Genomic DNA, 12,966 nt, shown 5'->3' on the forward strand with positions numbered 1-12,966 from the left:
ACCGCCCGCCCTGTCGAGTGAGCGGCGCGGCCCTGCAAGGGTCGCTCCTGCGCGCCGAGAGGCTCCTGCCCGCGCTCCCACCCGGCGCGCATCGTAGGCCCCATCTTGAGCGCGCCCTCGACCAGGCGCTGTCCACGAACGCCGCCCGGCTGGTGTTGCTGCGTGCACCGCGTGGGGCCGGTCGGCGTACGGCAGTCGCCTTCTGGTCCCACCAGCAGCTCCGCGCCGGCCGGGTCGTGGTCTGGGTCGACGTCGCGGAGTCCGACGCCGTGGACAGCGTCGCGCTCGGGCGAGCCATACGTACCCGGCTCGGGCACATCACCGACGAGGTCCCCGAGCACGACGCGATCTCCCCCGGGTCCGTTGCCGCCACCCTCGACGCCCACGACGCGCTCCTGGTCGTCGACCGGCTCGGCGCGGAATCCGGCCCCGGGCTGGTCTTCGTGGATCAGGTCGCGAGTCTCTTGCGGCGCGGCGGCGTCGTCGCGTTGACAGCGATGCCCCTGCCGGGCCCTGTCCCGACCGCCCACGACTGGGCACGCGACGACCGCCAGGCAAGGGTCTCGCACCTCGGGCGCGCTCGTGACGCGGCCGACGCGGTCTCCGGCCGCACGGAGCTGACCTTGCGCGACCTCGCCGTCCGTGCCGATGAAGCAGAGGCCGCGGCAGCGTCGCTCGGCACGTCGGTCACCCGGTCTCAGGCCCGCTTCCTCGTCACGGCCACGGCGGGGTGGGCTCCATTGGTCTACCAGGCTCTGCGGGAGATCTGTCGTGCGAGCGCAGGCAGCGGCCCCGTCACCGACGAGACGGTCTCGTCGGTGACCGCGGCACAGCGCGCCGCGTACGTGCGCGGTGTGCTGCCCGAGGAGGCGATCACCGTCCTGGTCGAGGCGGGCCTGGCCCCACGGTTCAGCCGGGCCGAGCTGTTCGCCACCGGCTTGCTCGCGCCACTCCCGGCCGCCGGCACGTTCGTCGACCGGCTCGTCGCCACTGGCCTGATCCTCGACGACCCCGCCGGGCCGGACGACGTCCTCGCACTGGAGCCGCACACCCGCCGCGCCCTGCTCGACTATGCGCGCGGCCGCGACGGTGAAGAACTGTCGCAGCGAGCCACCAAGGCCGCCCGAAGGCGCGCGCAGTCCGGGGACGCACGCGGGGCGCTCCTGGTCGCACTCGAGTCCGGCGACCCGGAGCTCGTGCGCGACCTGCTCCAGGGCCTGTGGACGCACGTCCTCGACGGCCACGACGCCACTTTGCACGAAGTCCTGTGGGGCGCAGCAGCCTCCGTCCCCGCTACCCACGTACCAGGCGAGCTGCGGGCCCTGCTGTCCGTGACCCGCCGATTCCCGGGTCGCCCCGGCGATCTCCGGTTCACGCCCGGTCGACCGCCCGGGAACCGTCGACCCGATGTCGGGCACACACCCGACAGGCTGGACGGCAGCGAGCCCAAGGACCCGCTCGCCACGTTCATCCACGTCGCAGGCCTCCGCAGGGCGGGTCGGTCCGACGACGCTCTGCGGGCGGCCCGCTGCCTGCTGGACACCGGCGGCGGACCCGATGTGGCACGACTGCTCGTCGAGCTCCAAGCCGCCCTCGCCGCAGCCGAGACTGGTCTGCTCGACGAGTCCCTGCGACGCACGGAAACCGCATACCAGGTGGCGGTCGGGGCCGGCGCGCTGCCGCTGGCTGCCGCCGCGGCGGAGCTGAGTGCCCTGATCCACGCGCTCGACTCAGGAGTTCGGGCAGCGGCCGACTGGTCCGCCGAAGCCACGGCGCTGCCCGACCCGCCTGCCTGGTGGCGGCAGGCCGTGGGCGACCCCGCGGTCCTCGCCTCCGCCCTCGTTCAGCTCGAACACCTCGACGCCGACCCGCCCGGCCCGCTCCTGGCAACCGCGCGGGCAGCCGCCGGGACGGACCTGTGGTTCGCCGGGCTGCACACCGAGGTGACGCTCGCCGCGCTGCGCCGCCAGGAGGAGACGGCCGTGGACCGGCTGCGGGACGTGCTCACGCAGCGCGGGCTCGCCCCGTCCGACGGCGGCCGAACCGACACCGGCGTGCGGATCCCACCGCTCCTCGCGCTCGACCTGGGGCTGCTCCTCCTGGCGGTCGGGCGTGGCACCCAGGCCGTCGTCGTCGCCGACGCGCTCACCACACGGACGTCCGCCGCCGCGCTCCTCGACGGCCACATCCACCTGGCTCAGGGCCGGGCGCACGACGCGCTCCGGGCTGTGGCTCCTGCGAGCCCAGGGGCTACGCCAGGCATACGCCTCCAGGCGCATCTGCTGGCGGCGTGTGCCCTGGCGGTCGTGCCCGACGGCGACGGCGTACACCGTGAGCTGTCGCGCGCAGCAGCACTGGCGCACGAGGTGGGCGGCTCGTTGCCGTACTGGTGGGCGTCGCCCGCCGTGCTGCGCCGTGTCGTGGACGACGCGCCGGCGCCGGTACGCGAGCGGATCGAGCAGGTCCTGTACCGGCGCGGCGAGCCTGCTCCGGTCGAGTTCGTGGTGATCCCGGACCGGCAGCTCGCAGTGCTGCACCGCCTGGCCGAGGGGTTGAACGCGACCGAGGTGGCCAAGGCCTCATTCGTGTCACGTAACACGGTCAAGACGCAGATCCGCGAGTTGTACCGGCGTCTGGGGGTGCACGACCGGACGTCCGCGCTCCGCCGAGCCCGCGAGCTGGGGCTGCTCGATCCGATGGTCCGGGCGCGGCTCGGCGCAGACCCCGCAGATGCCCCGCCTAGCTCCCCGTCGCGACCGTGACGACGCCGAGCGTGTACGCGTCCGCCTCGCCCACCGCGACGAGTTCCGCCCGCGGCGCCGCCATGGCCACCGGTTGGAACGGTTTGACGTCGACCCCTAGCGCGTTGGCATACGCGGAGCCCCAGGCTGTGGAGTCGAACGCGTTCCCGGCCGAGCCTGTGCCCACCTCCCCGGCGCCACCCCAGAGCATCGGGACCAGCGGCGTGCCGTCCAGCTCGAGACGGTCCGTCGCGCCGGACCGGTCGCCGTCCCAGGCGACGGCACCGATCCGGGCCGCTGTACCCGGCCGGCCCGCCACCGCGAACCGCGGCGGATCGGCGGAGGGCGACACGGCCATCAGCCCGTCGTAAACGATCGCGAGCCCACGACCGGCCGCGCCGGTGCCCGCGGGCCGGTGCAGGACCACGAGCGCCCAGCCGGCGTTCGCCCCGACCCCCTCGGTGGCGCACACGTCGGCCACGCCCCATGTCCCGGCGCCGCCGGAGCGGACGAGGCCGGTCACGTCGGCGCTCGCCTGGTAACGCTGGCCGCTGCGATACATGCTCAGCGGCCCGGCGACGGCTTCCGCGACGGCCCCCGGGGCGCCCACCCGGACGGGCGCGACGTCCCCCGCGCACCTCCCCGACCAGTAGAGCCGGGCGGCCACCACCTCGGACCCGGCAGGGAGTGCCAGCTCGGCCGTGGAGGACGCAGTCCCCGTGCCCAGGGCGTCGACAGTCACCATGTTCCACGCGTTGTTGTTCTGTGCGGCTCCGGTGGCGGATCCGTCGACGACGGCCGCACACCCGGCCTCCGCCGGGTCGCAGTGCAGTACGGGTGCGCCGACCACGGCGACCTCGACGGGCCCGGTCGCGACATAGCGGGCTGTGAACGGGCTCTGGCTCACGGGCACGGTCGCGTCCACTCCCGCGGGGGCGACGCCGTCACCATGAAGGTCCAGCCGGAGGTCGGCGGCGCCTACGGCGGTGTCAGCGCCGACCAGCACGGGCACCAGCAGGGTGGACGTCCCGCCCGCTGCGACGCCGTCGACGGTGCAGGCGGGGCCGTCCGGCGTCCCGGCGGCGCAGGTCCAGCCGGACACGGCGCGGCTGCCGCCCGCCACGTCCAGCTCGACCCCGGCAGGCAGGGTCACGTCGACCGACACGGTGCCGGTGGCGTCCGCGGTCGGGTTGCGCACGGTGGCGCCCAGCACGCCCGACCGGCCAGGGACCAGGTCGCCCAGGTCGTCGTACTCGACCTCCAGGACGAGCGGCTCCGGCTCGGGCGTGGGCGTGGGCGTCGGATTGGTCGGCGGCGGGGCGGCCGACGGCGCCGGCGTCTGCCCGGGCCCGGGTCCGGGTTCCGGCACGGGCCGCGGTCCCGGGTCCGGTCGCGGGTCGTTGGCCCCGGGTTGCGCAGTGCCGCCGTCGCTCACCCACGAGCTCTGGTCGAACGGCCACCTGTCGTGGGCTTGTCCGTCGCCGGGCCACACGGCCGGCGGTGTGCCGGTCGGCGGAGTGCCTCCGTCACGCCCGCCGCCGGGACGGCTCGGGGTGGGTGCCCCGGGCTCTGGAGGCGAAGTGGCGTCCGGCCCGGCCGTCCCGGCGTCCGCCACAGGCGGGGGCTCGATCCGGCCGGCCGGGTCGAGCACGTCCGACGAGGCGACGGCCGCAAGCGTGAGCAGGCTCATCGCCAGGAACAGGACCGGCAGCAGGACAGCCTGCTCCGTGCCGCGTGGCCTGGGCCACCACGACCGTCGGAGAGCCTGCACCACCCACCCACCGAGTGCCGTCGCTGCGCCCACACCGAGCATTCCTGCGCCGAGCGCGCCGGAACCCGAACCTCTCCTACGCCACCGGTCATGCCGGCCACGCGGCTCCGCGACCGCTGCGGCGGGCAGGCCGAACGGGAGCAGCACAGCGCGCATGCGGCGCCTGAGGTCCCGCATCTGCTCGACGGCAGCGGTGCAGTGCTCGCACGCCAGCACGTGCACCCCGACCCGGTGCTGCAGGGGCGCGGCCAGCGTCTCCTCGACGTACCGGGCCAGGTGCGGCGAGTAGTCCTCGCACCCGGGGGCCACTCGGTCCTGGTGTGCCTGCAGGTATTCGCGCCGGAGCCGCTCCCGCGCGCGGCGGACGAGCGTGGAGACGGCGTTGGACGAGATCCCGAGGATCGGGGCGACGTGGGCGGGGGCCAGGTCGTGCACGTCCGCGTACCAGAGCACCCGGCGCCAGCGCGGCGGCAGAGCGGCGAACGCCCGGCGCACGCGGTGCTCGTCGTCCGCCGCGACCAGGGCGTCGGCGTCGTGGTGCGGGCGGTCGACCACCTGGGCCTCGGCGGGCACCGTCCGTTCCCGCGCCCGCAGGTGGCCGATCGCGGCGTTGCGCACACTGGTCAGCAGGTACGAGCGGACGTTCGTCGTCGGTCCGCGCCCGGCGCGGACCGACGAGAGCAGCGACGTGAAGGCGTCGGCCACGACGTCGTCCACGGCCGGACCGCTCCCCACCACCTGCCGTGCGACGCCGTACGCCGTGCGGCGGTGCCGCACGTAGAGGTCGGCGAAGGCCTGGTCCTGACCGGCGCGCAGGTCGTCGAGCAGGACCTCGTCGGAGACCGGTGCCGCCGGGGACGACCGCCGTGCCGAAGCAGGACGGGGCAGATCGAGCATGCGTACGCACTCCTGAAGCCGTGGTGTAGCGCCCGCACGAGGGCATGACGCTGCCCACCCAGGCCTCTGTGGACCGGGCGTCGTGCACGCCGGATTTCCTCGGATTTTAGGTCGCAAAGCGCCCAAAACGCATATCACAGCGGGGTGATCCGGGGGGTGACCGGGGCGTCCTGGCTTGCGCGCGTCACCAACGGGTGGTTGTCCCGTCTAGCCCCCCGATGGACACCACACCCGCACGAGACGACGCCCTCGGCACCCTCTGCGCGCGCTGGCGCAGACGCTCGCTCGCCGACGGCTGGCGCATGCCCGACGACTGGCCGGCGCCCGCAGCGGTGCGACTGGCCGACGCCGTGCTCAACGACCTGCCCGCCGAGACGTACGCCGAGGCGCTGGGCACGGCGCGAGCGCTGAGCGGCGTCGGTGTCACGGAGGGCTTGCGCGACGTGAGCACCCTCTACGCGGTGCACGTCAAACCGGTGCCCCCCTCGGTCCTGCTGGCGTTCGCGGCAGGCTGGGAGGCCGCAGATGCCGGCCTGGGCGAGCTGCCCGCGCATGCGGGGATGAGCGGGTTGCCCCGCCGGGAGGAGTTCCTGGAGCGCGCCACCGACGTCCTCACGGGCGTCCAGAGCGCGCGCGAGGGGAGGTCACCCGTGCTCGTGACCCTCGACGGCAGGCTCGACCGGGACGAAGACGGTGCGCGTGGGCCGGCCGGCGCGGCCACCCAGCTCGCGCACTGGGAGCGTGACGTGCTGCTCGGTGAGGCGGTGCATCTGGCCTTCGACGCCGACCTGCCGGCCGGCTATCACGACGGCGTGGCGATGGTGCTCGGCTGGTCGGAGCCCCGGGGCCAGGTCCGGGCCGCCGTCGAGGTGGCCCGGACCACCTTGGCACGGCTGTCCCGGCACGGTGCGGGTGTGCTGCGCACGCCGGTGCGGATCACCGTGCGGTCACTGCCCGACGACCCAGTGGCACTGCGGAGGCTGGTCGTCGCGGACGGGGCCTCGTAGTGCCCTGGGTCAGGGGGTCAGGACTGCTCGTGCATCCGCCGGGCGACGAACCGCCGGATCGATTCGCGGGCACGCACGAGCAGGGCCGCGACGGCGTTCTTCGAGATCCCCAGGTCTGCGGCCACCACGGAGATGGACACTCCCGCGAACACCGTGCGCTCCAGGGCGTACCGCTGGCGGGGCGGGCACGCGGCCAGGCCCGCGAGCACGTCGGCGAGCTCCATGGACGACAGGACGGCCACCGCGGTGTCGTCGTGCGCGGGCACCTCGTGCGCCTCGTCGATCACCGTGGTCGGAAGCACCTTCTTGCGCGAGCGGTCGGTCGCGATGTTCCGCACCGTGCGGGCCACGTACGTCTTCGCATACTCTCGCGGCCCCCGCCCCTCGCGCAGCAACGACAGGATCCGGACGAACGCCTCCGCCGCCAGGTCGTCGGCGTCGCCCAGGTCCCGCGTGTAACGGCGTGCGACCTTGAGCGCGTACGAGTAATGGCGCCGCCAGACCAGGTCCATCGCCGCGACGTCGCCCGACCGGGCCCGGTCGAAGAGCTCGATGTCGCCTGGGTCGTCCTGGTCGTCCGCCGTGCTCTCCGGACGTCCGACAGGCCTCTGCGAGACACCGACCACCTGCCGCCACGTCACCGTCGTCACCGACATCTGAGCTCCCCTCCTCGCGACGGCCCACCGGTACGTCCCGGCGGAGCCGTCGGCGCACCCGTGTGCGCGATGGTGAAGACGCGACGGACGGCTGATGGTGTCGCACGCCACAGAGGTGATCGGGAGGGTGATTCGCCTGGTCAGAAGGGGTGAGAGCGGTCAGCTACCGCGGCGCAGCAGGCCGAGCCGGGCGAACAGCACGGCGCACACGCCCAGCGTCACGACCATCAGGAACGAACCGACGACGGTGTGCGTCCAGCCGAACCCCTGCGCGCCCCAGCGGGCCTGCGCCTCGGCGATCAGGATCATGCGGGCGGTGTTCACCGTGGCAAGAAGTGCCACGGCGGCCGACGCCGCGGCGAGCACGCGCGGCACGCTGTTACGCCGCGAGAGCAGCAGGAGACCGCCGACCACGAGCACGCCACCCACGTAGAAAGCGGCAGTGCACGCGGTCGTGACGGCGAGCCCCGCCCACGACCCGTCGTCACCGGGTACCTGCTGGTACAGGAACACCGGTTCGGTGGTGAGCGTCCGGGACGGGCGCTCGAGCGGGCCGCCCAGCACCCATGCGGTCCACGCCGCCTCGGCGAACCGGAATCGCTCCTCGACCAGGAAGGTCGCCGCTCCCCCGGCGAGCAGGGCCACGAGCGCGAGCAGGCGGAGCAGTGCGGCGGCGGCGCGACGTGGCCAGGGTGGCCGCGCGGCGAGGTCCGGCGCGGCCGGGACGGCGGGGTTCGGCGGTGGCGTCGTCACGTGCACGTCTTCTCCCTGGATCAGCGAGGTGGGTGGTCGCGGCACGAGCCGTGCCGCGACCACCCACCTCTGTCGGTAGGACCAGTCGTCCGTCAGGCCGTCATGCGCCGACGGAGGCGGAGGGCGCCCGCGCCAACCAGTGCGAGCGCCGCGCCCGTGAGGCTCAGCGCCGGCACCGGCGGCTCCTCGCCCTCGGTCACCGTCACCGTCACCGTCGCCTCGACCTCGACGCCGTCCGGGCCGGTCACCCGGTACGTGAAGGTGTCGGTACCGGTGAACCCGGCCGGCGGGGTGTAGGTGACGGTGCCGTCACCGTTGTCGACGACGGTGCCGCCCTCGGCCGACGTCTCGTCGACCGCCCAGCCGGTCGACCCCTCCGGGATCGTGTCGTTCCCGTCGATGTCGATCGTCGCCGGGGTGTCGACCTCGGTGGACGCCGAGTCGTCGACCAGCGTCGCCGGCTCGCACGCGAACTCACCGGTGAAGCGCGCGAGGAATCCCTCGGCGCCCGGTGCGCTCGTGACCTGCACGATGATGCTGTTCGCGCCGCTCCGCCAGTCGTCACCCAGCGTCACCGAGGCCTGGCCGCCCTCGTGGAAACCGGCGTTCCAGTACGGGTACGGCGACGTCAGCGCGGGCAGACCGGTCGTCTTCGAGCTCTGCGCCGTGTTGTTCACCCACACCTCCATCACCGCGTTGTCGGCGTAGAAGTCCAGGCTCAGCTCCTCCAGCGACACTCCCGGGGCGAGGTTGAAGTCGTACCGGTAGTACCAGCTCGCGGCGACGTTCGGCTGCGTCTGGCCGGGAGCCTCCTTGGACACGTACTGCGCGTCGGAGTGCTGCGTGCCACCCGGCCAGTACGGCTCGTGCTTGGCGTAGGCGGCGGTCCACGTCGCGTTCGCCGGGGGCAGAGCCGCGGGCACCTCCGTCACGGTCCGGGAGGCGTTGGTCTCCATCGGGTAGTGCGGGCCAGCGACCTGCCAGTGCTGGTCTCGGCTACCGTTCGGCAGGATGCCGCCCGTCTGCACGTTGTAGCCCGTGTTGAAGATCGCCGGGTCCGTCGAGCAGTCGATCGTCGGTGCCGCAGCTGCGGCAGAGCCGGCGAACGCGACGCCCAGCCCGCCGGCGAGGACCCCGGTCAGCACTCCCACTGCTGCGAGGCGACGGCCCTGGGCCACCGCTCGCGATGTCATACGTCGAGTCACGAGATATCTCCCTTGCTCATGCGCCCTGCGGGGCGCCCTTGCCGCGCGGATGAGGTCCGCGCTCGGGAGAACAGACGAGACCGGTCGCGTGAGATGACGTGCGTCGAAGCAGCGGTGCGCGGGGTCGTCCACGCGGCACGGGCGCGTGCTCGCGCGCTGACAATCGTTCAGGAATTGGGGTGCACGACACTGGCTGGGTGGCAGATCGCGTGTAGGTGAACGTGTCCGTCCCGCCGAAACCTGCCCTCGGGGGTATGTCCTTCGACGGTCCAATGGACCGCCGAAGCGGTGACGGCCGAGGCGGCTCAGGCCACGTCAGCCGTCACCGCCCCGCCCGCGCTCCGTCCATCCGGTTGCGAGCCGCGACACCGCCGTACCTCACCGTCGCGGACGCACACAGAAGGGAAGACACATGAGCAACACCTCTCATGAGATCAAGAGCGGCCGTGGGCTCCTGCGGGCACGCATGGCCGCCGTCGGGCTGGGAGCGGCGCTCCTGCTCGGCACCGGCGCGATGACCGCCTCGGCAGCGCCCGTGACCGAGCCGGTGTCCTGGGGGTCGAACTCCGGCACCACGGCGAACGGCCTTACCTGGACGGGCCGGGGCGGTCTGGCCGGCACCGGGGGGAACGTCCGGGACGACGTGACCCGGACGCTCACGTTCGGCAAGCCCGTCACGGCGACGTTCGACGTGCACAACCTCAACGGCTTTGACGGGGCCTCCCGCGAATGCGCGCAGCTCTCCCCCGGCGTCGTGCTGGTCCGGCTCGACCCCGACAACACCTGGAACCCCAACACGCGCCAGCTCTGCTACCGCGGGGCTCAGGGCACCTCGGCGGACGGCAGCACCAACGGCAACACCGTCTCGTCCTTTCGCACGTCTGAGCCGATCACCCAGCTCTCGCTGACCGGGACCAGCGGCGGGAACCGCCAGAGCACGATAAGGGACCTGTACGTCACCCACGACGTCCAGCCGGCCGTACCGATGGTCGCCCCGGCGTTCGCCGCGGCCGGCCTCCTGGCCACCGGTGCCGCGGCCGGCGTCCGCCGTGTGCGCAGCACCAAGCTGGACGCCGCTCGGACCATGACCACCAAGGCCTGAGCAGGCCCACACAGACCTACGGGAGAGAAGTCCCCCTCGACCCGTAGACCGACGCCCCGTCGCTCTCCTCCACGAGCGGCGGGGCGTCGTGCTGCGCTCCGCGCCCGATCCTCTTCGAGACCAAGGGGGCAGCGTCATCAGCGCAGCCCGGCGGCGTCAGTACTTCGCGTGACGACCACCGCTCCCCCCGCCGCGCCCCCTCGCCACGTGCGGTCCGCCACCCTCCCGGTGCCACCGCCCCCGCTGCCGTCGGTGTACTTCCGGGCCGTGGACGGGCTGCGCGGCGTAGCCGTGCTGTCGGTGCTGATGTACCACACGGGCCTGTACGAGAACGGCCTGTTCGGGGTGGACCTGTTCATGGTCCTCTCGGGCTACCTCATCACCCTGACGCTGCTGCGCGAGGAGTCCCGGAGAGCGCGGATCCGCCTCGGGTCGTTCTACCGGCGCCGGGCCAAGCGGTTGCTGGTGCCGCTGCTGGTCACGCTAGGAGCAACCGCCGTGGCGACGACGCTGCTCGGCCGGCCGGAAGAGGCGGACCGCGTGCTGCAGCAGGGCCTCGCCTCCCTGCTCCAGGTCGCGAACTGGGAGCAGATCGCCCGCGGCGAGGCCTACTGGGACGCGATGGGCGTGCCCGGCCCCCTGGCGCACATGTGGTCGCTCTCGCTGACCGAGCAGTTCTACCTGGTGTGGCCGCCGCTGCTGGCCCTGGTGTGCGCCGTCGTCACCCGGGGCCGGCGCGCGGTGATCGCGGTGATCGCCGCGGGGCTGGCGATCGCCATGACCACGGTGACCGTGCTGCAGTACGACGGCGGCAACGCCGACCTGATGTACCTGGGCACGCACACGCACGGCGTCGGGCTCATGGTGGGTTCCTGCGCCGCGTTCGTGACCGCCGCGAGCCTGCGGCGCCAGGCGCGCGGACCGGTCGCGCGACGGCGTCTGCCGAGACCGCTCGCGGGCCTGGTCACAGTGGTGCTGCTGGGCGCGATCGTCGTGGTCTCGGTGGGGACCGACACCTATGAGGCGCCGTGGCTGTACCGGTGGGGCGGCCTGACGGTGGTCGCCGTCCTCAGCGCCGCCCTGATCCTGGCCCTCACCCGGGAGGACACCCTGGTGGCCAGGGCGTTCGCGTCGATGCCGCTGGTGGAGCTGGGGAAGGCCTCCTACTCGCTCTACCTGGTGCACGTGCCGGTCTTCTGGGTCCTGCAGCGCACCGTGGAGGTGCCGGGTCCCGCCACGATCGCCCTCATGGGCATCCCCTGGTCCGTCGTGATCGCGCTGTTCCTGCACCACATCGTCGGCGAGCCCGTACGCCTGCGCCGGTGGAACCGCGCCGGGGGCACGTCGTTCGCCGTGCTGACCGCCGCGGTGTGCGCAGCCCTGGTGGTGTCGCCCACGATGGTCCGCCAGGAGTCGGGTACCGGCGGCGTACGGGTGCTCGTGCTGGGCGACTCGCTCGGTCACGACTTCGCCACATCGCTCACCACGTTCGCCGCCGATGACTTCTCCGTCACCGACGCCGCCTTCAACGGCTGCGGCATCTTCAGCCCGGAGACGAGCCGCACCACCGCGATCGAGCAGGGCCCGGCGCCGGGCTGCCTGCCCTGGGAGGACCGGTGGCGCGACGCCGTCCGCGAGTCGGCGCCCGACGTCGTGCTGGTCAACCTCGCCTGGGACGGTGCCGAGCAGCGCGTGGGCGGGCGGTGGACGGAGCCGTGCTCGCCCGCCTACGCCGACCGGTACCGGTACCAGCTCGCCTCCGCCCTGGAGATCCTGACGGCGGACGGCACGCAGCGCCAGGTGCTGCTGGCCAGCTCCCGCAGGTTCACGCCCATCGCGACCCCGGAGAACGCCGCCTGTCACACGGACCTGCTCCGAGAGCTCGCCGCGGAGCACCCCGCCACCGTGAGCATGCTCGAGCTCGACGAGTTCGTGTGCACGGACCGGGAGTGCCGTCAGGAGACGCCGGACGAGGCACCGACCTATATCGACACCGTGCACTTCACGCGCGCGGGCATGCGGTGGATCGCGCCGTGGCTGGCGACCTCCGTCCAGGAGGTCACGGGCGCCGAGCCACGCCCGGAGTGACCGGGGGCGGCCGTCACCTGATGCCGCACTCGTCGTCTGCACCTGTGCACGCTCCCGCGTCATGAGGTCACGCGGGCGACATCCCACGGAACGATCGAAGGAGAGAACCATGCAACGCATGCGAACGCTGAGCAGGCTGGCCGCCGGGGTCGGTCTCGGCGCGGCCCTCGCCGCCGCCGGAGCCTGGCCCGCCCACGCGGCCCCCGGCCCCGGGTACGACCTCGAGGACGACCAGGCCACGACGACCGTCGACACCACCGTCGAGATCGACACCCTGGCCAACGACGCCTGGTCGTTGCCGGAGGGCTCGCACGGGTGGTTCGACTACCTGCAGAGCCCCACCGAGCAGGGCGGAACGGTCACGGACGCCGGCTACGGATACGTCTACTACACGCCGCCGCCCGGCTTCGTCGGCACCGACACCTTCGAGTACGGCCGGACCGAGGACGTCACCGGGGAGTACTCGGACACCGCGACGGTGACGATCACCGTGACCGCGGCAGACAACCCCCCGGTTCCGATGATCGCGCCGGGCATCGCGGCCGTCGGCCTCCTCGGCGGCGGCGCTCTGCTGGGCGCGCACCGACTGCGCGACCGAGAGCGGGCCTGACCGCCCGGCAACGTCCGGACCTGTCCGGCACGGCGCGCTGCCTCTGCGCGCCGCGCGGGCGCCGGGTGACCGAGCACACAGAACCGGGCCGTAGTCGGAGCCAACCGGCTGCGTCTGTCCACGAGGAGGGCCGCGA

Annotated in this window: 9 protein-coding genes; 5 read left to right on the top strand and 4 right to left on the bottom strand. The window is 73.4% G+C overall.

Annotated features, from left to right (window positions below):
* The first annotated feature begins 152 nt into the window (after positions 1–152).
* Complete coding sequence (locus QRN56_RS19365) at positions 153–2,762, top strand: LuxR C-terminal-related transcriptional regulator (protein ID WP_285105968.1); 2,610 nt, start codon at positions 153–155, stop codon at positions 2,760–2,762.
* Here the strand turns inward: QRN56_RS19365 and QRN56_RS19370 are convergent.
* Entirely contained in the window at positions 2,740–5,409 is a 2,670-nt protein-coding gene (locus QRN56_RS19370) for a sigma-70 family RNA polymerase sigma factor (protein WP_285105970.1), read from the bottom strand. The two genes, QRN56_RS19365 and QRN56_RS19370, sit on opposite strands and share 23 nt — an antisense overlap.
* A gap of 218 nt (positions 5,410–5,627) precedes the next feature.
* Between QRN56_RS19370 and QRN56_RS19375 the strand changes: the two genes are divergently transcribed.
* Positions 5,628–6,416: a hypothetical protein gene (locus QRN56_RS19375; protein ID WP_285105972.1), complete on the top strand. Its 789-nt coding sequence runs from the start codon at positions 5,628–5,630 to the stop codon at positions 6,414–6,416.
* 17 nt (positions 6,417–6,433) lie between these two features.
* On the opposite strand, the gene QRN56_RS19380 is transcribed toward QRN56_RS19375, so the two are convergent.
* The 3 genes from QRN56_RS19380 to QRN56_RS19390 all read right to left on the bottom strand — a co-directional run bounded on the left by QRN56_RS19380 (position 6,434) and on the right by QRN56_RS19390 (position 8,976).
* On the bottom strand, positions 6,434–7,072 hold the full coding sequence (locus QRN56_RS19380) for an RNA polymerase sigma factor (protein ID WP_285105973.1): 639 nt from the start codon (positions 7,070–7,072) through the stop codon (positions 6,434–6,436).
* A gap of 159 nt (positions 7,073–7,231) precedes the next feature.
* Positions 7,232–7,825, bottom strand: a complete 594-nt coding sequence (locus QRN56_RS19385) for an archaeosortase/exosortase family protein (protein WP_285105975.1) — start codon at positions 7,823–7,825, stop codon at positions 7,232–7,234.
* A 92-nt stretch (positions 7,826–7,917) separates the two neighbouring features.
* Positions 7,918–8,976 (bottom strand): Ig-like domain-containing protein, encoded by a 1,059-nt coding sequence (locus tag QRN56_RS19390; RefSeq protein ID WP_285105976.1) that lies wholly within the window; start codon positions 8,974–8,976, stop codon positions 7,918–7,920.
* Between the two features lie 466 nt (positions 8,977–9,442).
* Here QRN56_RS19390 and QRN56_RS19395 point away from each other — a divergent pair, with 466 nt between their 5' ends.
* The 3 genes from QRN56_RS19395 to QRN56_RS19405 all read left to right on the top strand — a co-directional run bounded on the left by QRN56_RS19395 (position 9,443) and on the right by QRN56_RS19405 (position 12,830).
* Positions 9,443–10,132 carry a hypothetical protein gene (locus QRN56_RS19395; RefSeq protein WP_285105978.1) on the top strand — a complete coding sequence of 230 codons (690 nt, stop codon included), beginning with the start codon at positions 9,443–9,445 and terminating at the stop codon, positions 10,130–10,132.
* A gap of 207 nt (positions 10,133–10,339) precedes the next feature.
* Positions 10,340–12,220, top strand: coding sequence for an acyltransferase family protein (locus tag QRN56_RS19400; protein ID WP_285105979.1), 1,881 nt, complete (start codon positions 10,340–10,342; stop codon positions 12,218–12,220).
* Between the two features lie 109 nt (positions 12,221–12,329).
* A complete protein-coding gene (locus QRN56_RS19405; RefSeq protein WP_285105980.1) occupies positions 12,330–12,830 on the top strand; it encodes an Ig-like domain-containing protein in 501 nt (166 codons plus the stop codon).
* Positions 12,831–12,966: the final 136 nt, after the last annotated feature.

Origin of the sequence: Promicromonospora sp. MEB111, from assembly GCF_030209445.1 — a bacterium.
Classification (GTDB): Bacteria; Actinomycetota; Actinomycetes; order Actinomycetales; family Cellulomonadaceae; genus Promicromonospora.